This window comes from Hyphomicrobium facile (assembly GCF_900116175.1).
In the GTDB taxonomy this organism is placed as follows: Bacteria; Pseudomonadota; Alphaproteobacteria; order Rhizobiales; family Hyphomicrobiaceae; genus Hyphomicrobium_B; species Hyphomicrobium_B facile.
On record NZ_FPCH01000002.1, the window covers coordinates 301,317 to 323,401 of the forward strand.

19 protein-coding genes are annotated in these 22,085 nt (G+C 54.8%); 5 read left to right on the plus strand and 14 right to left on the minus strand.

Going from position 1 to position 22,085, the window contains the following annotated elements:
* Window positions 1-15 precede the first annotated feature (15 nt).
* From BM399_RS08510 to BM399_RS08545, 8 genes are all read right to left on the minus strand, one after another.
* Window positions 16-825, minus strand: coding sequence for a vWA domain-containing protein (locus tag BM399_RS08510; protein ID WP_092867073.1), 810 nt, complete (start codon window positions 823-825; stop codon window positions 16-18).
* Between the two features lie 12 nt (window positions 826-837).
* Window positions 838-1,179, minus strand: a complete 342-nt coding sequence (locus BM399_RS08515) for a helix-turn-helix domain-containing protein (RefSeq protein WP_177228091.1) — start codon at window positions 1,177-1,179, stop codon at window positions 838-840.
* 625 nt (window positions 1,180-1,804) lie between these two features.
* Window positions 1,805-2,683, minus strand: coding sequence for a hypothetical protein (locus BM399_RS08520; RefSeq protein WP_092867077.1), 879 nt, complete (start codon window positions 2,681-2,683; stop codon window positions 1,805-1,807).
* 510 nt (window positions 2,684-3,193) lie between these two features.
* On the minus strand, window positions 3,194-4,051 hold the full coding sequence (locus BM399_RS08525) for an ABC transporter permease (protein WP_092867079.1): 858 nt from the start codon (window positions 4,049-4,051) through the stop codon (window positions 3,194-3,196).
* Window positions 4,044-4,955 carry an ABC transporter permease gene (locus tag BM399_RS08530; protein WP_092867081.1) on the minus strand — a complete coding sequence of 304 codons (912 nt, stop codon included), beginning with the start codon at window positions 4,953-4,955 and terminating at the stop codon, window positions 4,044-4,046. Before BM399_RS08530 ends, BM399_RS08525 begins: the two co-directional genes overlap by 8 nt.
* Window positions 4,952-5,998, minus strand: a complete 1,047-nt coding sequence (locus BM399_RS08535) for an ABC transporter ATP-binding protein (protein WP_143111381.1) — start codon at window positions 5,996-5,998, stop codon at window positions 4,952-4,954. Before BM399_RS08535 ends, BM399_RS08530 begins: the two co-directional genes overlap by 4 nt.
* Before the next feature lie 175 nt (window positions 5,999-6,173).
* Window positions 6,174-7,721 carry an aldehyde dehydrogenase family protein gene (locus BM399_RS08540; protein ID WP_244531161.1) on the minus strand — a complete coding sequence of 516 codons (1,548 nt, stop codon included), beginning with the start codon at window positions 7,719-7,721 and terminating at the stop codon, window positions 6,174-6,176.
* Between the two features lie 67 nt (window positions 7,722-7,788).
* Window positions 7,789-9,414, minus strand: a complete 1,626-nt coding sequence (locus BM399_RS08545) for a phytoene desaturase family protein (protein WP_092867085.1) — start codon at window positions 9,412-9,414, stop codon at window positions 7,789-7,791.
* Between the two features lie 399 nt (window positions 9,415-9,813).
* Here BM399_RS08545 and BM399_RS08550 point away from each other — a divergent pair, with 399 nt between their 5' ends.
* Together BM399_RS08550 and BM399_RS08555 are read left to right on the plus strand one after the other, a co-directional pair.
* Window positions 9,814-10,638, plus strand: a complete 825-nt coding sequence (locus BM399_RS08550) for a cupin domain-containing protein (RefSeq protein WP_092867087.1) — start codon at window positions 9,814-9,816, stop codon at window positions 10,636-10,638.
* A gap of 46 nt (window positions 10,639-10,684) precedes the next feature.
* A complete protein-coding gene (locus BM399_RS08555) occupies window positions 10,685-11,755 on the plus strand; it encodes a LuxR C-terminal-related transcriptional regulator (protein ID WP_244531162.1) in 1,071 nt (356 codons plus the stop codon).
* Window positions 11,756-11,774: 19 nt separating this feature from the next.
* On the opposite strand, the gene BM399_RS08560 is transcribed toward BM399_RS08555, so the two are convergent.
* From BM399_RS08560 to BM399_RS08575, 4 genes are all read right to left on the minus strand, one after another.
* Window positions 11,775-12,536 (minus strand): SDR family NAD(P)-dependent oxidoreductase, encoded by a 762-nt coding sequence (locus BM399_RS08560; RefSeq protein WP_092867089.1) that lies wholly within the window; start codon window positions 12,534-12,536, stop codon window positions 11,775-11,777.
* A 79-nt stretch (window positions 12,537-12,615) separates the two neighbouring features.
* On the minus strand, window positions 12,616-13,737 hold the full coding sequence (locus tag BM399_RS08565) for an ABC transporter substrate-binding protein (RefSeq protein WP_092867091.1): 1,122 nt from the start codon (window positions 13,735-13,737) through the stop codon (window positions 12,616-12,618).
* 66 nt (window positions 13,738-13,803) lie between these two features.
* Complete coding sequence (locus BM399_RS08570; RefSeq protein ID WP_092867093.1) at window positions 13,804-14,829, minus strand: 2Fe-2S iron-sulfur cluster-binding protein; 1,026 nt, start codon at window positions 14,827-14,829, stop codon at window positions 13,804-13,806.
* A gap of 21 nt (window positions 14,830-14,850) precedes the next feature.
* Window positions 14,851-15,978: an aromatic ring-hydroxylating oxygenase subunit alpha gene (locus BM399_RS08575; RefSeq protein WP_092867095.1), complete on the minus strand. Its 1,128-nt coding sequence runs from the start codon at window positions 15,976-15,978 to the stop codon at window positions 14,851-14,853.
* Between the two features lie 264 nt (window positions 15,979-16,242).
* On the opposite strand from BM399_RS08575, the gene BM399_RS08580 reads away from it, so the two are divergent.
* The 3 genes from BM399_RS08580 (at window position 16,243) to BM399_RS08590 (ending at window position 18,897) form a co-directional block, all read left to right on the plus strand.
* Complete coding sequence (locus tag BM399_RS08580) at window positions 16,243-16,785, plus strand: formaldehyde-activating enzyme (protein WP_092867097.1); 543 nt, start codon at window positions 16,243-16,245, stop codon at window positions 16,783-16,785.
* A 463-nt stretch (window positions 16,786-17,248) separates the two neighbouring features.
* Entirely contained in the window at window positions 17,249-17,983 is a 735-nt protein-coding gene (locus BM399_RS08585; protein ID WP_177228092.1) for an MBL fold metallo-hydrolase, read from the plus strand.
* Window positions 17,984-18,018: 35 nt separating this feature from the next.
* A complete protein-coding gene (locus BM399_RS08590) occupies window positions 18,019-18,897 on the plus strand; it encodes a DMT family transporter (RefSeq protein WP_244531163.1) in 879 nt (292 codons plus the stop codon).
* Window positions 18,898-19,382: 485 nt separating this feature from the next.
* Here the strand turns inward: BM399_RS08590 and BM399_RS08595 are convergent, their stop codons facing one another.
* Together BM399_RS08595 and BM399_RS08600 are read right to left on the minus strand one after the other, a co-directional pair.
* On the minus strand, window positions 19,383-20,747 hold the full coding sequence (locus tag BM399_RS08595; RefSeq protein ID WP_092867103.1) for an NAD(P)-binding domain-containing protein: 1,365 nt from the start codon (window positions 20,745-20,747) through the stop codon (window positions 19,383-19,385).
* A gap of 124 nt (window positions 20,748-20,871) precedes the next feature.
* Window positions 20,872-21,765 (minus strand): DMT family transporter, encoded by an 894-nt coding sequence (locus BM399_RS08600; protein ID WP_092867105.1) that lies wholly within the window; start codon window positions 21,763-21,765, stop codon window positions 20,872-20,874.
* Between the last annotated feature and the right edge of the window lie 320 nt (window positions 21,766-22,085).

The following is a 22,085-nucleotide window of genomic DNA, read 5'->3' on the forward strand; positions in this document are numbered from 1 at the left end:
AGACCGCGCTATTTCTTAGCGGCCCCAGATGTCGCCCGAGCCCCTCTCGTCCCATGCGTCGTCGGGCTTCGGAGCGGCAGCGGGCTGGCCACGATTTATGGCCTTCTTCAGATGGTCAAGGGCGTCAACATCGACGATGCCCTTGCCGCCTGACGCGTCGCCCATCCGCTTGCGCATCTGCGAGGTGAACTTATCAGAGCGGGCATAGGCCTTGGCATCTTGGAAGTCAGAACAAGCATAGCGGATGTTCGACGCCGACATAGCCGTCATGGTTTCTGACAGCGCCACTTCATCAAGTCCGATGTTCACGACGTTGGCAGGACGGATGCCCATACGAGTGCCCTGCTGCGCCGAGGCGAGACCGGCCCCCAAGAACAGGATCAGCCAACCCTTTTCCTGGCGATCGGCGATCAAAGCCTCGACGCTTTCATAGGTGTGCTTCCGGCTCTGGTTTTCTTCGCCGTCGGTGACCACAACCAGGATCGCCTTCTCGCCATTGCTGGCCGCGAGCTTGGCGTCGATCTTGCCGATGCCGCGCCCGACCGCGTCGAGCAACGGGGTGCCTGAACGGGGCACGAAGTCGGCGGCAGTGAGTTCCGGCGCGTCGACGATCTTGCCGTCGCGGATCGTGTCGATGGACTCGGTGTCGAAAATCACAAGCTCGAAATCGGCGTCCTTCAGCGTCGCGTCGGCTTTCGAGTCCTTCAGGTATTTGTTGACGGCGGTGATCGTCGCTTCGCGGCAGCTCGACATCGAACCGGAGCGATCGAGAACCATGATGATGGTGGTGTTGCCGGTCGCGTCTGTCGTGCTCGTTTCGGTCATGCGGGTATCCTTTCAGGTTTCCCAGGCGTCCTTCTTCCCAAGCACCCGATGGATGGCCGCGAGCTTCGTCTCCGTTTCGACAAGACGCCTGCGGAGGCTCTGAACTGCGGCCTCCTCATGTGCGCCAAGCACGGCGGCCGGGTCGAGGTGCACTTCCTCGCAGGCGATCAGGAATTGGCGCAGCGTCATTTCGGTGCTGCCGCTTTCCAGCCGCGAGTATTGGCTGTTGGACAATTCCATCGCCTCGGCGATGGCCGTTTGTGTCAGCCCCGATAACCGTCTGGCATCACTCAAGCGCTCGCGTATCTCGGCGAGGCGTTCATCGACGGTTTTTGACTTCGAGTGCTTCGACATGGATTGCATGTAGTGCAATAGGCAACTTGCTTCAAGTGCAACATGTCGATTTTATCGTTTTGGCCCGCCATCGGCCTCAAGCGCGTGCAGTGCGATCGTCCCCCGGATTTTGCCGGGTAATGGGGAGACCGCTCGGCTGCCGCCGTAAATCGGCACGCCGAAAAGCAATATGCTGATGAATTTCCGATGAGACTTGGTTTGCATCGCCTGCACGGCGATACGCTCGGAGCAGCATGCAGATGCGCTTTGGCGCTACACTATGAAAAGATTGGTCGGAGCGAGAGGATTTGAACCTCCGACCCCCAGTCCCCCAGACTGCTCGGGTCGCCTTAAGTTATTCTTATAATTTGGAGTCTGCTTACACGAGCGTTGCACTAGGGCTCGGTTTCGCTCAACAAATAGCGTCATTTGTACAACGTCCGGTTCGCACTGTTGTGCGTCATTGGCCCCCCCTTGGTTCTCGTCGATCGGCCTCAGTGGCACAACTGTGAGATCCTGGTCGCTCGTTACGTCTGCTTCCTGTCGCTTCCGATGGGAAGCTGCGGGGCGCGGGTATTGGAGTCAGGTGAAGTGGTAGTGACTTGCCCGCGCCCCTCGCGGTATCAATCGTCGCCACCGGCCGAGATCAGCCGGCGGCCAAGACAGGCGTCTGAGACCTATCCATTCCCTCCCATGTTGGCTGAACCCTTTGGGGGAACCACACGACCGGTGACTGTTGAGCCCTCGTGTCCTCAGCCACGGCCAATGGTTTGCGCGAGGTGATCTCGCGAAACGTCGAATAAAACACGCAAGCTCCGTCGGCGATCGGCGAAGACCGGCCGTCACATTCGAGGGTGAAAGCCGTATAGCTGTGATTGGCGCAATCCGACTTTTGCGCTCGGCAACCTGTCGGCAGAGCACCTTCCGAAGTACGAGTGGGAGGCTGAAAGGAGGCTGCAAGCGCCGTCCGGCCGACAGGCTCGATGTCGAACGACGTTTCGCGGCAATCGGCGCAATCCGCATGTCGCGTTCGGCAACCGCTCGGGTGGACACCTTCCGGAGCACGAGCGCGAGGTTGAAAGAACCAAATACGGTGGAGAGTGAGGCCGCAAAACTGTGCGAACAACACCGAAAGGCCCAAAGACCGGATGGCATTGGGCGACGCGTTTTCGATACCCCCCTTGATATGGGCGGTAAAATACGAAAATTCGCTTGCCGCCGACACCACGACGACCAGTAAAGTGAGCAGAAGGAGGCTCAGCGCAATCTGCCAATCGCGTCTTCGGACCGCTGCCCGGACGTGTCCAGGGCCCAACAAACGCAGGTACGCGCAAACAAGGGCCAGCGCCAGCGGAAGCCACGAGTCGCCGAGCAGCAACGAAAAGCCCTTGTAATCGGCAGCGAAGCAACTGCAGAAAATGGCAGATACGAGCGTGACGCCACTAGCGGCGTAAAAGAGCGCACCTATTCTGTCTTTGATTATGGCCGTCAGGTCTCCCGCTCGAAGCGCGAAAGGGCGCGCCATTCGAAAGCATTTTCGTCGACTAATACGAGACGGAGAACCAATTACCGGCAGTGTCTACTTCTGTTCGCAGTGGTCTACACCCAGTGCGCATTGTCAACGATGGTCGAGAGAACTCACCGGTTTGTCCCCAACTCGTCGATCACCAAATTTCGATAGGTAGAACGGCAGCTTTCCAACCTTCATGCGTTCGACCGATTTCGATAGCTTCCAAATGATTAGTCAGGTTCGCCGCTTCTGAATTTGGCTGCAGAGGGTCGGCATCAGTGCAGGGCGTCGGACGGGAAAACTTTCTAAGATATCAGACCACCAGAGGTCTTACGGCGAACCTCCAGGCCTTGAACGACTGGATGTTCTGAAATGCCCCATTGCCCCGCCACGTCGATAATTTGGGGACTTCTGCTGGCGAAGATTAACTGGCGAACCGAAATATCGGCCTGCGGCACGTTCACCGGCACCGTAGTTCAGGTCCTTCAAATACTGCCCACTATGGCCCTGGCTCGCTTGGCTGCTCTACGCCTGTGCCTTCCGCAACTGACGTGAATGCCAAACCATGATTATTGCGAGGCTTATGATCACCGTACAGGCAAGAACAACCGATGCGACCGCGAGACGAGGTGTTCCTGCCGATCGCAAACTCAACCACATGAGCACCGGCAGTGTTTGAGTATCACGCGTGGTGAGGAAGAGCGCCATCACAAATTCATTAAGAGAGATGACGAATGCGAATAATGCCGAAGACACGATCCCCGTGGAAACCGACGGAAGAACAATTTCGAAGAAGGTTTGGAAAGGCCTGCCACCAAGATCGTAGGAAGCTTCGACTATCCGATGATCTACCGTCCGGAACGTTGTTTCCATCAGCATAAAAACGAGTGGAATTGCCCACAGCGAGTGGGCGAGCATGACGATGAGTCGGGAACCGTAAAGCTGATATCCCAAAATGTCGGCCGATCCCATCGCCATCGCGACGCCAAGACCAAGAACGACTCCTGGCATAAATAACGGCAGCATGACCAGGAGATAGAGGAGAGGTTTGAAGCGAAATTCATACTTCTCAAAGGCCCAGGCCGCGACCACCCCACATGTTGTCGAGATAACGGTCGTACCCACCGCAATCATGAGACTATTGAGCAAGGCATCGGTCCACTGCGGACTGGCAAAGAAATCCCCATACCACTTCGTAGACCATTCACGAATGGGAAAACGCAATGCGCTTGCATCACTAAAAGACATCAATAGCGTCACGATGATCGGCGTGAGTAGGTAGATCACAATGAACGCCACGAAGCCCCATGACGAGAACTTAAGGATACCAGCCTGCGCATTGGACTTCACTTGCATGGGTGATGGGACGGTAGCGTTAACCATTGATGGGTGTCCGCTTTGCAGAGACTGATCGGATCATCATCATCACGACACCTACTCCGGCCGCAAGAACCATCGAAAACGCCGCTGCTTTTGGCCAGTTATGCCTGGACAGCATCTGTTCCTGAATGAGGTATCCAATCGTCCAGAGAGTATCTGGGCCAAGCGCCGATGGCGTTGCATAGGTGCCGATAGCCCAGATAAAAGACTGCGCGAACGACGCGGCGATCCCGCCTTTCGTAAGTGGAAGCAGGACTTCGTAGAAGGTAACGATCGGCGAGGCCCCAAGGTCGCTGCTCGCTTCGAGCAGCTTTTTATCGATCCCGTCGAACAGTGAGAGAAGAATGAAAAAACTAAAGGGAAGGATCAAATATACAAGGCCTACGAAGGCGGCATACTCGGTGTATAGCAATCCGACCTTGTCAGACAGTAGTCCCATCGTAGTGAGGACATAGCTCAACAGCCCGTTCCGTGGAAAGAACACCCACCACCCGAAGATGATGGAAATTTCGGAGATCAGCATCGGGCACAACGCGAGCGCGATGAACATAAAGCGCCAACGTCTAGGCTTCATCCACACAAGAAGAGCGAACGCATAGCCTATAAGCGTTGTCGCAATGGAAACTCCGAATGAGAGCTTAGCCGTTGTCCAGATTGCGTTGCTGAATGCGGAATCAGTCAACAGGCTCGAATAATGGTCGAAAGTAAATCCCGGTACATAGAAGCGTTGGTCGATCTTTTCGTTAAAACTCATTCGCGCCATATACACAATCGGCACGGCGAAGAAGAAGAGAGTAATGGCGAGCGCGGGCGACACCAGCAACCACGGCGCAAGTTTTTCCCGCAGCCTGGCTCGCCTTCGCGCCGCTTCATAAGTAGCTGCAGCATCCGGCCCGGCGATATTCATCGGTACGCCCTCATGTCTGCGTTGCTCCACCCAACCTCGATAGTATCGCCCGGGTTTGCACGTACTTCCCCCGGCTGATCAACGAAGAGTTCAACCGCCCCCGACTTGAGGTGATATCGGTGCACATCGCCCAGAAATTCGACAAATTGCAGCTTCGCAACTAGACGGTTCTCAGCTCCATCCCGGCATGTCAGTCTGAGGCGAGATGGGCGAACGCAAATTCTCCATTCTCCATCTGGCAAGGAGGACGACAGAGAAAGATTAAGCGTCGTCCCGCTAAGATCGAATGCCTGACCGCCTGAAACGCGGAGGGGAATTGAGCAGTTCTCGCCGATGAACGTGTACACAAACTCGTTTGCAGGAAGATTATAGATATTCGACGGCGTGTCGATTTGCTCGATCTTCCCCTGCTTCATAACTGCTACCCGGCTTGACATAGCCATCGCTTCGCTCTGGTCGTGCGTGACGTAAATCGCGCTGAATCCAAGTTCCTGGTGTAGGCGCTTGATCTCCGCCCTCAATTGGAGTCGCAGTGAGAGATCCAGTGCCGACAATGGCTCGTCGAATAAGAGTATCGCTGGCCGCACAGCCATAGACCTTGCGAGCGCCACACGCTGTTTTTGTCCACCGGAAAGCTGGTTAGGATAGCGGTCCTCGTATCCAGCGAGGCGTACGATTTGAAGCGCTTCCTTGATCCTCTTTTCGGTCTCCGATTTGCTTGCTCCTCTCATCCGGAGGCCATACGCGACGTTTTCGGCGACCGTCTTATGCGGAAACAGTGCTCCTGACTGAAAGATCGTCGTGGTATCTCGGCTATAGGCTGGAAGATGATCGACACGCTTTCCGTTGATATTGATGGACCCAGAATCGAGGTTCTCGAATCCGCCAATCAAACGAAGTGTGGAAGTCTTGCCTGATCCCGACGGACCGAGCAGGGTTACGAATTCCCCCCGCTCGATCGCAAGCGACACGTCGTCAACGGCCACAACACTACCGTAACAACGCCTGATGCCAACTAGCTCCAGCGCGTATTTATCCGACAATGTCCGCTCTCCTATGGCCGGGGCTCCAAATCCCGCATCTTGAAATATTGACGACAACCCTAGCGGCCGATCGTGCTCCGCGCGACCGCCTGGCGCAGAGTTATGCTCCGTGATCCGATGCGTGCTCAATGCAGATTGGATGTGATGGGCCTTTGCGCCGGATGCTGTCACGACGTTAAACTCCCGTTGAAGCGAACGCTTCAGCTTTTGAGTACGGGAACCACCAGAAATCGTGGGCGGGCGCCGCAGGATCGATCATCACGAATTTTGACTCTCTGAACGTTTCCAGCCCCTCCAGGCCGAGCTGCCGCCCGATGCCTGACATTTTGCGGCCGCCAAACGGGCCAGCGGGGTTGTCTAAGAGCGGAGCGTTTACCCACACCATACCGCTCTCCAATTCAGCCACAGCGCGGTGTGCCTCGTTTAGGTCGGAGGTGTAGATTGTCGCCCCAAGTCCGAAATCCGAAGCGTTGGCGACTCGAATCGCATCCTCAAAGCTGTCCACCCGGCAAATGGCAGCCACCGGTCCGAACGGCTCATGCTTCATGATATCCATGTCGGGTCGCACATCGACAAGGATGGTGGGCTCATGGAAGAAGCCCGCATTTAGGTGATTGGGGCGTTTGCCGCCGCAAACAATGCGCGCACCTTGCTCCACGGCTCGCGCAATCACACCTTCGAAACGAGCACGCTCTCGCTCGCTTGCCATTGGCCCGAGATCAACCTGGTCCAAACCATTTCCGATTCGAAGCTTTGAAGTTTCTTCGATCATCCGTCCAACGAAAGCATCGTGGACGTCACGATGAATCAAAAGTCGTTCTGCTGATGTGCATACCTGTCCGTTATTGACGAAGGCAGCGAAACTGGCCGCACGTGCAGCGACATCAAGTTTGGCGGAGGGCATCACGATGAAGGGATCGTTGCCCGAAGCCTCGATAAGACAACGTTTGAACTGACGCGCGCAAGCCTCTGCGACCAGCTGGCCGGTAGCCACACTTCCGGTAAACCCGATCATTGATGTGTGGGGGCTCGAAACCAGTTGCGCGCCAACATTCCCACGCCCGGTTACGCATGACAAGAGTCCGGGTGGCAGCGAGGAAGCGAAACACTCCACGAAAAGCAGCGTCGAGAGGCTTGTGAGTTCAGAAGGCTTTACAATGACGGCATTGCCAGCTGCCAATGCCGCTGCGGCTTCCCACGCTAACAGCACCAACGGAAAGTTGAAGGGCATAATCAGACCAACAACGCCAAGCGGCTCCTTGACGACATACTGGAACTGCCCGGGCACTGTATTGCCAACAACCCTTCCTGCATCATGGCGAGCGAGCTCGGCGTAATAGGAGATAGCGGCAGTACACCACTCAACCTCGTCGATCGCTTCCTTGTAAGGCTTGCCCATTTCGCGGGTCATCAATTCCGCGATGACGGGCTTGCGGTCTCGAATGGCCGAAGTAACTTGGTGGAGCGCGCTCGCTCGTTCCTGCGCACTGAGAGCGTGCCAGTCCTTCCACGCCGTTTTCGCGTCGAGCAGACATTTCGAGATTTCTGCTGGCGTTGCCTCTGCGACCTTCCCAATCGGCAGTCCGGTCGCTGGGTCGATAACGGGTATCAGTTCCGTCGAGGCGCTTTTCAGGACTTTTCCTTCGATAAACAATGATGCGGAAAGTCGATTTAGCTCTTGCTTGACCAAATCGCTACCCTGCACCGAAAGCGAAGCCTCCACGTCGTTCTCCTCAGAATTTTTTTGGATTATCGGATACTGTTTCTTGCTCAGTCAGAACGTAAGCGCGCTATTTGCTCCCATACCCCATCGACGATCGACGCCCGGAATACTTCAGGATCTCGCGGGCGGCGTTGTAACCGGGAATGCCCGAAACGCCTCCACCTGGATGGGCGGACGAGCCACAGATAAACAGCCCATCGATAGGCGTTCGATAATCGGCATAGTGCGGTATCGGACGCTGGAAAAACAATTGATCGGAAGCGAGCTCGCCCTGGAAGATGTGACCGTTCGGGAGATTCACGATCGCTTCGATATCTTCAGGAATGAGAAACTGCGAAGCGATGATGTCGTTACTGAACCCCGGCGCAAATCGGTCCATTACCTTTAGGACGTTCCGTTCGAAATTCTGCTTTTCGGCCTTCCAGTCGCCGTTTCGGAGTTTATACGGCGCGTGACCGCCGAAGAGATTGACGACATGCTTCCCGGCGGGCGAAAGCGACTTATCGACGATCGTTGGAACGACCGGTGTGATAAAGGGCTCGGTCGAATACCACCCATATTTGGCATCATCGTACGCGCGCTCAAGATAATTGATGTCCGGAGCGATGTGCACATATGTCGGATAGCTCCAGTCGCCTAGAGCGCCGTCCTTGAGCGCGCGTTCTAGGCACGCATACTGAGGAGGCCGCTCGGCCGCAATATTCATCTTGAACGCGGTAGAGAACGTCCTGTAGCCCTGCACGTCCTTGACCACGTCGGCCGGCAAGTGCGCCTCGCCGACGAGATCAAGATAAAGAAATTTCGCGTTAACGTTCGCGGCAATGAGCGGCGCACTATAGGAATCACCCGCTTCTGTGATCACCTCGCGAACGCGCCCGCCCACGACGCGAACCTGCGCCACAGGGCTGTTCGTTTTGATCGTTGCACCCGCCTCAACGGCAGCCGCCGCGAGAGCCTGCGTGATCGACCCCATTCCGCCCTTTATAAAGCCCCATCCGCCCGCGCCGGCATTTTCGCCCATGACGTGGTGCATGATGACGTAAGCAGAGCCCGGCGTCTTCGGACCGGCGAATGTTCCAATTGACGCGTAATATGCCAGCACGGCCTTGATGCGTTCGTCTTCAAACCATTCCGAAAGAAAATCATAGGCGCTCATCATGAGCATGTCGGCAATTTCAAAAAACTTTTTGCCGTAGCGGCGATTTCGAAGCGCAAAACCACCCATCTGACTTAGCGTGCGAAAATCTCTCTTTGTCGGATCGAAAGGCGTCTCCCACAATAGCTTCCGAAATACGTTAGCCGTGTCGATGAGAAACCGGTCGAACTCCGGGTAGATCTCTGCATCCTTCTTGTTGAAACGCGCAAAGCTCTCCTGAGTTCTCTTCACGTTATCCGAGAAGATTATGTAATTCCCATCATCGAGCGGAGAGAGCATGTCACTGCAAGGCATGACTTCTAGCCCATGCCGCTTAAGCTCCAACTCAGCTTGGATGCGCGGGTGAAGCATGCTCATAAGATAAGAGAAAATCGAAGCGCGGAATCCCGGCGCGATTTCCTCCGTGACCGCTGCGCCTCCAACGACAGGGCGGCGCTCAAGCACAAGAGGCTTGATACCCGCTTTAGCGAGGTAGGCTGCGCAAACCAGCCCGTTGTGCCCGCCGCCAATAACGATGGCACCGTATTTTTCGGCCATAAATTGCCCCACAAACAGAAATGGCTTCGTCTGTTCCGGCGACCGAGAGGCAATTCGGTTTCACACGGCCATTTTCAATATGGCCGCGCATTCCTGCACGGGCTGGTTACATTAAAAGCTATAAAATTATAGCTTTCATCGCGTGTCAAGCCGAATTGCAAAAGAGTCAAATATAGATATTGCGGCGTGACACCAATTTATCGAATGCTGCAAAGCGTCAATAATTGAGGCCATTTTATCCGTTTGCCGATTCATATCGCGCCTGCGCACGCCTCAGTGAATCACATCCATGGGATGTAAAAATATTCTATATTAGTGTAGTTTTTCCGCCTTGCCGGCCGCCACGCCCTGTTGCTAAAGACTAATCCCCGTTTCTTCTCGAGGAGCGCTGGCCCAGCCATGTCGCGCGGCTCTTATTCCCCAAGACTGAAGATCTCCGACGTTGCCCGTCTCGCCGACGTGTCGGTTTCCACTATTCGCGTGTGGGAGGCAAAGGGACTCCTTAAACCCAGCTATAGCGACGGCGGCCGCCGCCTCTACACGACAGCCGACGTCGAGAAAGCGCTTCAGATCAAACGCATGCGAAGCGGCCGAGGAATGCCGCTTACAGATATCGCTTCTACTTTTAAAAATGACTCAAACGGCAAGTCATCCGTCGACAAAAACGCCACCGCCAGCGTTTCGGACGTTGGGCCTATCTTGCGCAAGTTGCGCACGGAAAAGCGTTTGACATTGAAAGAGGTCGCGGATGCCGTCGAGCTGACGCCGGCAGAGCTTGCGTCGACCGAACGAACTTCGATGGGCCTTGATGTTCCCGCCTTGAAGCGGCTCGCGACATTTTTTGGCACAACACTGAATGGCATCATGGGCGCCGCTGTCCCGACAGATGGCAAGGAAATCGTTACCCGTGATCGTGGCGTAATCTTGCCCCGTCTCGGTGTGGGCTTGATGGTCGAGCGGTTCGGATCCGGCGCCGACATGATGGACTGCCAGCGCTGGACCATCGAGCCAGGGGTTAGCAGCAACGGATCTTATCGGCACGAGGGCGAGGAATTCATTGCCGTCTTGTCCGGTACATTTGAGATCACTCTCGCGGATGAGCGCGTTTACGTCCTGACCCAGGGCGACACGATTTATTTCAAGAGTGGGATTCCGCATTCTTGGCGAAACCCAGGCCCGATTAAAACCGAAATGATTTGGATCTGCGCGGGCCACTCCTTCTAACTTTATTTGACGACCACTCCTAGATTGGGAGCTTGTAGCGACTGAGATGACCTTCGATAGCGCAACATCGTTCTCACTCATCGGTCGAAGCGCCACGACGATTGGAACTGACAAATTTTATCCTTGTCTCCTTAGGATCCTCACCAGCGCGATCCGCCATGACATGGCGATGGTCATGCGCTACCCGCGATTCGCGGCTCCTGACTTCCTCACAGCGACGGGTTTTTCCGAGGAGCTCATGGAAATTTACTTGGCGGGCTTTTATCGCTTCGATCCCTTTTTCCGGTACTGGCGGACCGTTGGAAAATGCGGCGTCATTCCACTTTATACGGCGGTCGCCCCAGCCAAACGAAGAACTGATTACCTCCGCATCTTTCAACCGATGGCAAAAATCGAAGATGAGCTCGGGGTCTTTCTTCCTGGCGCCGGCGGCTCCAGCATTGCGTTGTTTATTGAACGATCGAGCGGCAAGTTCACGCCAACCGAAATGGAACACGTGCATCACATCTACCCTGTTCTTGCCGGTCTTCATGATGCGCACTTGCGAAGCATCTTTTCGACATTGGGCACGAACGTCACCGGCGCATCTCCACCTTCGCGACCAACCATGGTCGTCGACAAAAGCGGGTTGCGCGTCCATGCCGACAGTTCTTGGCAAGACACAGAACATCATCAACCCATCTTAAGAGATGCCCTGAGGCGGCTTGAGGGCCAATCGAAAAAGACAATTCCTATGCCCGATGGAACTATCTTGCATATGGAGCACTTGCCGAAAGACTTTCCTATCGCTCCCGAAGGAAAAATTTTCATACTCGAAGAACCCGGCCTGCAACCAATGGCAGAAACTTCGTATGCGGAGCACCTCCCATTTGGATCGGCACTAACCGATCGGGAAGTGCAAATCGTTAAGCTCGTTTTGCAAGGCTTCCCGACTTTTGAAATCGCGCGCCGCTTGAAAATTACGGTCGGGACGGTGAAGAACCACCGTAGACGACTGTACCAAAAGCTCGATATCACGTCCGAGCGCGAGCTCTTTCTTTTATACCTGCAATCGCTGCCTCGACCGCAATCCACGACAACTGGTGACGCAACTCCCACTGAGCATCTTAAACGTTGATGACACAATAGATGGACCTTTAAAAAAAAGAGGGACGTAGAGGCGATACGGCCGTCAGGCCGCCGTCCACCACGAAAAGTTGCCCAGTGCAAAATGCGGCCTCGTCGCTGGCCAGCCAAGCCACGGCGTTTGCAACATCGGAGACAGTGCCCATTCGCCCAAGAGGATGTCGTCTTTCAGCATCCCTACGCGCGGCCATCGGGTCGCTCGCAACCGCGAACGCGCTATCGCTCATTCCGGTATCGATCCAACCCGGACAAACGGTGTTGCAACGAATTCCCACCTCTCCGTACTCCGTCGCTAATGATCGCGTGAACGCGTGGACGAAAGCTTTTGACGCGCCGTATACTGACAGCCCTGGGTCCGCGACGAGCCCGCTCACTGACCCGACGTTGACAATGGCGCCTCCGTCCGCGAGATCCGAAAAAAATGCACGACAACAATAGAACACGCCCCTAATATTCGTAGATATCAGTTCGTTGAATTCGGCGTTTGATGTCGATGCTGCCCGTCGCTCTATTTGAATTCCTGCGTTGTTAACGAGGATCTGCGCCTTGCCGTGACGTTTGATGACTATTTCCCGCAATTCGACGACCTGTGCTTCAATCCCGATATCCGCAGTAACCCAATCGATGTCGAGGGGAAGATCAGCAGGACGGGGGCTTCGCCCGCATGTCACGACCTTTGCTCCATCGCGCGCGAAACGTTCAACAACTGCGCGTCCTATCCCTCGGCTTCCTCCCGTTACTACTGCGATCTTGTCCTTGAGCGGCAACGCCATACGCTTGACTGCCTTTAAGTACCGTCAGTTGCCGCTCGCGTGAGAATGCCAAGCGATCTGAATGCGATTCGAAGCCGATTCAGCGCGCCGTCGTTTTGGCAATCGTCTGTTTCAAGCGGTCGTCATAGGCCTGATATTCCGCATTCAACTTATCCCAACCGTCCATCGTCAAGAGGCGGAACATACGGTGGAAGTCCTCGTTCGACGCCGGATAATTTTTCCAGTGGTCCGGCACTGTCACATCGTTGCGCGCCATAAATGTCAATGATTGGCTCAGGAAACGATCCTGTGTTTCCTTACTCATGAGGTAATCGAGAAAGAGGTCGGCAAGTTCTCCGTGCTTTGTGCCGCGCACCTTGAAATACCAATCGCTCCATGCCGCTGCCCCCTCTTTCGGCGCGGCAATGTGATATTCATCGGGATCTTGCTTCAGGAATTGGTACGCATCGGACGAATAACTTGTGGCAGCATCTGCTTCGCCTTGATTGAGGATGTTCGCCTGCTCCGCCCCATCCTTAAACCAACGTGCGATCTTCAGCTGGTCCAACTTTTTGAACAAAGGCTCGGCGGTCTTGATATCATACATTTCTGTCAGACCGGGCCGCGACGAACTGAGGATCGTAGGGATCGCAAGTGTGAACCACCAATAGCCGCTGTCGCAGGTCACTTTTCCCTTGAGACGATCATCCCACAGCAGGTTCCAGCTCGTGGGTTCCAGTCCTACCGATCGCCTCAGCAAAAGCAGCGACGTGCCGCCAGCGAACGGTACGCCGTAGTCTTTGGCGCGCTCCGGTCGGCTCTCAAAGAACCACGGATAAATCGCACCCATGTTAGAGTAGGAGGACCATTCCTTCTTTTGGAAAAGGTTCTGCGAGATACCTGCTGACGAAACGTATTCTTCACCGATTGTGACATCGAATGGCGGCTTATCCGCCGGCGCTGCTACGATCTGATTGATTATCTGATCCCAGCCGCCGACGGTTTCGGCTTTCGTGCCATACTTGGCATTGAAGGGCTCGATCACCGTCTCTCGAAAAGCGCTTTCGTAGTTACCAGACCAAGACACCACCAGAAGGTTTTCTCCTGCGAATGCCTCTTTGGCAGTCGCGGGATTCGCCCGACCGATTATAGCCGGCGCAGCTAGAACAGCGGCTCCCGCAGCTCCAAGTTTAACAACATGCCGTCTCGTAACGTCGGTCATCTGCGTATCCCCTGGTTAGCTACTTATATTTTTCGTTTTGCTCTTCAGCTTGTACGTGCCTAGCCATCATCCTGAGAGCATCGGCGGGCTCACTTGTTCGGTGGTAGGCGTTCTCATGACAAATGCGTCTGCATAACAACGGTCCTGCGGAAGGCTTTTACTGACCAGTGCGCGTCTGCACGCCTCCACAATTGCGGGCGAACCGCATAAAAATGCGGTCGCATTGGCGAGAACCGTGTAATTCGCATCGAGCAGAGCGAGCAGTTGTTCCCGCGCGGTCGCGCCCGTCTCAGCTTCGCCTGAGGTCCGAAAGTGGTTGGCGTCTCGAAGTTGCCCGCAAAGTTGCCGAATTTCTTCTACGAGATAATGGCCCTCTTCGCACTGCGCCGATTGATATACGTGCACCGTGTCGGCATATTTTGCTTGTACGGCCGCGTGTAGGATGGACTTAATTGGCGCGAGGCCTGTTCCACTGGCAATCAGTACCAATAGCCCTCGTGTTTTCGGCCTGAGATACGCGAAGCCAAAGGGACCAGTGATTGAAACCGGATCCCCAATGCTCGCCCGGTCATGAACGTGAGTGCTCACGCGACCACCGGCGACCTTCCTTATATGAAACTCTAGATGGTGATCACCACGACAGTTAGCAAAAGAGTATTCCCGCGCCGGAAGATTTCCAAAGTTTACATTCGCGTACTGGCCGGGATGATAATCCGAAAAAAGTTGATCGGTTTTTACTCTGACTATGGCAACGTCTCTACCAACCCGATCAATTGACGAGATTCGCCCGTTGATGTTGGATTGCTCGCTTAGATTTTCGCGAAGACACGGGACAACGACGCAATCGGTCTGCACCTTACTTTTGCAGGCAAGAAACAGACCTTCCTTCCTCTCCTGATCAGACAAGACCATCTTGCTGACCGGAGCTTGATTGATCCGTCCCGACACGAGAACAGACTTGCAATCTCCGCACACGCCGTTTTGGCATCCGCGTGGATAGTCGAAGCCGTGCCGAATTGCTGCTTCTAAGACACTTTCGTTGTCCTCGGCGTCAAATTCCACGCCCGCGTCGCGAATGATGACTTTCGACATGGCGATAAGCACGCTCGACCATTAAAGATCGGAACTCAGGGCTTCCTTGACGAGAGTATGAAACTTGTGCACCCCGTGCTCACTCATCGAAGTTACCTCCGCATTGTGAACGAAACGCCCCTGTTGGTACCCCCTGGAGTGCAAGCCCTTCTGGACGCTTTCGACCAAATTGATGTCTTCGACCTGCAGCACATTGTCGATGTAATCGATGAATTCCTGCGCTTCCTTATCCGGCGTGTCGGACATCAGGTAGAAATCAAAATATTCCAGGGTGGTTTCGGGGCCCGTGGGGATGAAGTGGAAGATCGTCATGTTCGGCTGGCCGGGGAACACGTTGAAGGCAACGTTTGGCCAAATCCAAAATCCTGCGTACTTCGGTACCTCGCAACCATCCCCGCGCCTCACCTTGTACGCACTGTTGTCTTCGGCACGAATTGGCGACAACTGAGTAATGTGACGCGAATGCGTCGTCACCGTATACTGGTCATGGTCGACGAGCTCGACGAACGCGGGATGGGCCGGCGGGCAGTGATAGCATTCGAGGAAATTGTCTACGACGTTCTTCCAATTCGCCTTAAGTTCGTATGTCAATCTCTTTGCAAAGACCAACTTCTCCGGATGCGGACTGTAGGATCGGATCTCCGCTTCGAGACCTGGATATTGGCTGGCGAGTGGACTGGCGTTGGGATCGAGATTGACAAAAACGAATCCGCAGAATTCCTCTATTGCAACCGTCTTTAGGCAGAACTCACTCACTTCGAAGTCCGAAAGCGCCTTGAGCGACGGATTGGTGCGGAGCTTGCCCGCCAGATCATACGTCCATGCATGATAGGGACACGTGATTGCGCTTACTTTTCCCTGCCCCTGGAGCAACTCGTGAGCACGGTGGGAACACACGTTGTAGAATGCTCTAAGCTGCTTGTCCTTGCCCCGCACAACGACGATGCTCTGATCGGCAATTTGGACGGTGATGTAGCTGCCGGGCTCCGACAGGTTGGCGGTAGCGGTGACATAATTCCATGAGCGATAAAAGATGTCCCGCTTCTCTTTCGCCCAAATTTGATCGTCGAAATAAAACTTGGCCGGAAGCGTGCAAGACTTCGCTGGATCGTCCGTCAGTTTCCCAAAGTCCAGAACTTGATTATCCATCACCGTCTCCAAGGAATTTCGTGACACATTAAATACCCCCGCTTCCTTGGAAAGCTATGGTGCCTACAGGCATAAGCGCGAGCGCTGCATCGAGCATGCTGACGTGCATGCAATGGTGCCGGGAGACACCATTGGCGTCAGAGCCAATTCGAGCTTTCGATGTACGCGCGGCGCAATCTGAATGAGATGCCGTTGTCTGGTGCGGAGGACGAGACATCTCCTGCGCGGGCACAAGATACGACGTCCAGCAACTGAGAGACTTCAATGAACAATCTACTTTTTCGCACCGGCGAGGCGACGGTTTTGGCAGCTAAGGGTCAGTATACCGATGCGATGCCTGAGGTGGTTATCGGAACGATAGACGGGCCGGTGGGGCAAGCCTTCGCGAGCATGATGGGTCAGTCCCTCGGACATACTCGCTTTTTCGTCATTCGAAACCTCAACCAGATGGTTCGCCCGGCCGCGATGATGACGTCGAAGGTGACGATTCCCAACGGAGCGTATGTCGGTCTCTTTGGTGGGGTTGTGCAGGCAGCGACGGGTGACGCAATCGTCGACTGCCTCAAAGAAGATATATTGCCGAAGGACAAGGCCAACGAACTTTGCATGATTCTAACCATCTGGCTCGATCCTCGGTGTGCAGACCATGCCGAGCTCGACAAACGCGATCTATATCGCTGCAATTACGAGGCGACAAAGCTTGCTATCGCACGCGCCATGCGTTGCGAGCCGTCGGTCGAGGAATTGATCTCTAACCGAGACAAGGTCCAACACTATGCTTTGACCGGTGTATTCCCGCCGAAATGACTTCATTATGAGTTGCACGGTTGAGCCGGAGCGGACAGGAGGATTTTCGCTCCGGCTCACTTGCGTGCGTGAACAGGCTCATGCGTGTGTGAACAGGCTCAAGCGCAGTCGAAGATATCGGTACTAATTTTCCGCACAATGGTGCCGGTGGACACCGTACGAGTCACGGAACAGCGATTTAATCGCGACAACATCCGCAATCCGTCTGCACACCAAAGGCAGCTTCATCGAAGATGAGAAGTCATCGCCGCCTTAGCAAAGCGGCCGATTGATGCCCTTAGGCACCATAGTAATTGGAAGACGTTTCAATAAAACTCGGATTTCAATTTTTCGCCGGTTCGCACGAAGGTGCATCGAAGGAATGAGCAGGACCTCACTCGAGGCGAAAGCAGAGAGACTACGCGGTTCAATCGAAGTTGAAACGACTTCGCTAATTCATTTGCCCAGTTCGAAAGAGACCACCATGCAAAAATCCATCGCCGAGTTCTGGTATGGCGTAGAGGCATGCGATCATAAGATCGTGCGTTTGCGCGAGATCTGGACCGACCCCTATCTCGCAGGAAATATTTGGCTGGTACGAGGCTCGAAGCGAGACCTCGTCATCGACACGGGAACGGGCATCGTATCACCTCGCCCAGTGATCGATGCGATTGTCGATAAGCCGATTCTCGCGGTAGCGTGCGCCTGCTACTACGATCACGCCGGCGGGCTTCATTTCTTCAGTGAAAGAGGCTGTCATCGATTGGATGCCGATAAAATCGCCAATCCGACTCTCGAATCATCTGTTGTGTCAACCTACGTCAAGGAAGGCATGCTACTTGCGTGGCCCTATGATGGATTCGAGATCAAATCCTATAAAATGCGGGGTGCTCCGCCGACGATATGCTTTGACGATGGTGACATCATCGATTTGGGCGATCGGCGACTAGAAGTTCTTCATGTCCCCGGAGTGACGCCCGGCAGCATGGTGCTCTGGGAAGCGGCGACAGGCAGTTTGTTTACATGCGATACGCTTTACGACGATCCTGTACTAGATCGCGAATTCGCTGCAGATGATTCCATCACTCTGATAGACAGCTTAAAGCGGCTTCGTGAGCTGCCGGTGAAGACCGTGTTCCCAGGACATTATCAATGTTTTGGACGCGAACGAATGCAGGAGATCATAGACCATATTCTCCTTTCGATGGCGCCTGTTTAGAACCGAAACATATGCGAAATTGCGAAGGACGCCAGATGGCTTCAGCTGGGGACACTAGATCACGGCAGTTGGGTGTCGCTTTAGTCGTCGCATCGGCAATTTGCTGGAGCACTGCTGGACTTTTTGTCCGTGTTGCCAATCTTGATTCAGCGACGTTACTTTTCTGGTCTTCCTTTTCGGCGTGTCTAAGCCTCTTAATAATCTGTGCCGTTCGGATTCGACGTGAACTAATCCGTCAAATATCGATGATAGGCATGCCCGAACTTCTTTATATTTTAATCTCTACCGTAAATAACACGAGTTACGTCATTGCCTTGAACTCCACCAGCATCGCGAACGTTATGACGATTTACGCGTCATTGCCTTTCGTCGCGACCATCGCCGCATTTTTTTTGCTAAAGGAGCGCGTTAGCATACGCTTCCTACTATCAGGGGGGATGGCGATGCTGGGCGTCGCTATCACTGCGGGCGCCGCTGGTACGGCAAACGATATTTACGGACTGATTGCAGCATTCATTTCGACGTCATGTTTTGCGGTGCAGCTTGTGCTGGCGAAACGTTACCCAAAAATGGACATTCTACTGATCACTGCTCTCTCCGCAGGTGTTTCGACCGTGTTGTTTCTACCGTTCACGGATTTCGCTTCACCGACACGTGGTCAGCTGCTAGGCGGCGTTTTATATGGAATTATTCCATGTGCCGTTGGACTTCCGCTCGTACTAGCAGGTGGCCGTCGGGTTAAGTCCGGAGAAGCGGCGTTCATTACGATGTTGGACGTGGTGCTCGGACCCATTTGGGTGTGGCTGTCCTTTGGGGAGCGACCAACTGATTACGCATTAGTTGGTGGTGCTATGGTTTTGGGCGCGGTGGCATGGTATCTTTCGAAAGAGGCTGTGCCATCCACCGTGTCGTGATGACGTAACGAGGTCGGCCCTTAACTTGGCCAGTGACCGTTGGCACCGTAAAAATGCGAGTGACCGCATTCTTCATCCTTCGGTAGACAGGTTGCCAACCGCACTCTTGGCGTTCCGAGAATTTTGCACTTCGGATGGACCGGTTGATCATCGGTAGTCTATGGAACTACCGCTGCTCCGAACGATCCTCGACGCCTCGACGAGGGAGTCCGCGGCACCCGCTTCGAGCGCGGTCTTCTCAAGATCGCGAAAGATATCTCTCAAGGTGGACAGCAGCTTTTTCGGATAGGTCTTCAGGATGTAGCGCTGCGTCCGCATCCATTGGTGACGCCCAGCCGATTCATCTTAACAAGCAAGGTGGACGGTTCGAGCAAGGAACGGTCTGCCACGAACAAATCAAAGCCTCCAGGAGCTCAGTGCTGAGCAGGTCAGCGAACCGATCTCTCAGCGAGACCGATCCGCCATACTTGCAAATCGTCTTGCCGCTATTCGGCAGCCGCCTTCGTTTCCGGCTGATTGAGAAACGCCTCCAACGAATCGTCGAGGGCCTTCATCCAGGGGGTGTGATGCGCAGGCGCCGTCGTGCCTGTTTGAAGCGACGTGTGCGACTGGTCGCGATAAGTCAGGATGTTATCCATCTTATGATGTTCCCACCGCTTGAACGTCTTCGCCACACCGTCGACATCGAGACGCGGATAGTCCGTTGGCGTAATCAGATCGCGGACGTACTCTGTCTGGAAATCGATCGCCTCAGTCGCGTCGACGATTGCTGCTTCTTTTTCGGTCCACCTCTGAATATCGGCTTCCTGTTCGGCGCGCGGCGGCAGCTTGATGCGACCGAGAACGACATCTCGCGCATACCAAGCCTGAGCATCAAACATGTTGAACGTATAGAATTGGTCCTGCATGCCGATGTACATCAGCTTCGGGTTGTCGAGCCAAAAGATGCCCTTGTAGAGGGACTGCGGGTAGAGCCTGTTGCGCGACTTCAGGCGCAACGAGTCCTCCATGAATGGATGATGGTGGAGGTAGCCAGTGCAAAGGATGATGGCATCGACGGCCTTCTTCGTCCCGTCCTTGAAATAAGCAGTCCTGCCGACGACTTTTTCAAGGAGCGGGACCTCTTCCATGCCTTCCGGCCACTTGAAGCCCATGGGCTTCGTCCGCCAGGAAAACGTGACGGATTTGGCACCATACTTGTAGCACTGAATACCGATGTCTTCCGATGAGTAGCTCGCGCCTACGCACAGCACGTTCTTGCCCGCGAACTCATCTGCGGAACGGAAGTCGTGAGAGTGCAACGTGCGACCGAGAAATTTATCGAGCCCCGGAAATTCCGGAACGTTTGGTGTCGAGAAGTGTCCGCTGCATCCGAAGACGTAATCAAATTCGGATGACGAGATCCTGTCGTTGACCAGATCTTTGACCGCGACCGTGAATTTCTGCGTATCTTTATTGAAGGTTACGCTTCGCACCGTGTGGCTGAGTTTGATGTAAGGGAGGATGCCGCTGCGCACGATGCGGCCCTTGATGTAATCGTGAAGCACCGCGCGCGGAGGGAACGAGGGAATTGGACGGCCGAAATGCTCTTCAAACGAGTAGTCCGCGAACTCGAGGCATTCCTTCGGTCCGTTCGACCACAGATAGCGGTACATGCTGGCATGGACCGGCTCTCCGTGCTCGTCGGTTCCGGTGCGCCAAGTATAATTCCAGATTCCACCGCAATCGCTTTGACGCTCGTAACAGACCAACTCGGGAATTTGCGCGCCCTTTCGCCGTGCGCTTTCGAATGCGCGCAAAACTGCCATGCCGCTCGGGCCAGCGCCAATTATCGCTATTCGCTCTGTCATATCGTGTCCTTTCGACGTTATTCGCGTTGAGTTAGCGGGTTAAAATTCTGCAATCGGTCTTCTCACTGGCGCGCGAGAGTGTTAGTGGCGAATGCGGGATGTGGTTTTCGCGTGCCTCTGGGCTTCAGCTGGGAGCTGGCTCCGGCAAAGGTTGCCTTTCGATCGATAGGTACCAGGTGACCGCGCCCAGCGCGGTGGCGGCACCTACGACGGCTTCAATCGTCGGTTCCTCGCCGAAGAACAGCCAGACCCATATCGGCCCAAGAACGATCTCGAGCATGGTGAGGAGTCCGGCTTCCCCGGACTTGATCATGCGTCCACCGACGAGCGCGAGGTTGATGCCGAGTCCGTAGGCAAGGAGCCCGTAGAGGACGCATCCGCTGAGTTGAATCAGCGAAGGCACTCCGTAATTCATAAAGGGGGCGCAAACGGCGGCCGCTAACCCTGCAGCAATCGCACTGGCCAGAAGAACATCAAGGTTGGCATAACGCTTTGAGACGACGAGCATGACCGCGAACGCGACAGTCATCAAAAAACTTACGATCAGTCCGATGGCATCATTGATCGTCGCGGCGGCGCCTGCGGTGATAGCGATGCCGGCCATTGCAATGATGCCCGCGACGATAAACTGGCGACTGACTCGTTCGTTCAGCCAGAGGAAAGCGATAGCCGTCGCAACAAGGGGCAATGACGCATAAATCGTCATCACATTCGCAACGCTGGTGTACTGCAACGCAAGAACGTAGCTCGTCGCGCAAAATGCAGCGATGATCACGTACACCAAACCCGGCCAACCGATCCCGAGGATCGCCCGCCAAAGACCGCCCCGGAGGCGGACGGCACAAACGACGCCAAGCCCAAGACACGCCGACATGGCGTACCAGACGACAAGAGTCGCGATGTCGAGGTTTGCCAGACGTACAAATAGACCTGCCGTGCTCCAGCAAACGGCCGAGGCTGTCACAAGCGCGACGCCCATCCGTCGCGTGCCCCAAAAGTCAGCCTGCTCCATAGTCATTCAAGCTCGACCTCGCGATGTGTGTCTTTCACATCCCGATTATCGTCCTCGAGCTTAGGGCCACAATGGTGCCGCTTGGTACTATTGGGCGGTGCCCGTGTTGGGTTTCACCCTCGCTATCGTCGCGTTTGACGATCCCTGGGTGGGATCAGTCCTCCGGACTGAGAGAGCACGATTTCAAGTTAGTTTGGCAGTGCGCAACTGAACCATTTTTCATCATTCCGCCTCGAACTGCTGCACAGCCGCATTGCCTATGGTGCCACCTGGCACCATTGGCTTTGACCTGCCGCAGGCTTTTGCTGGTGACCTCAGCTCCAAAC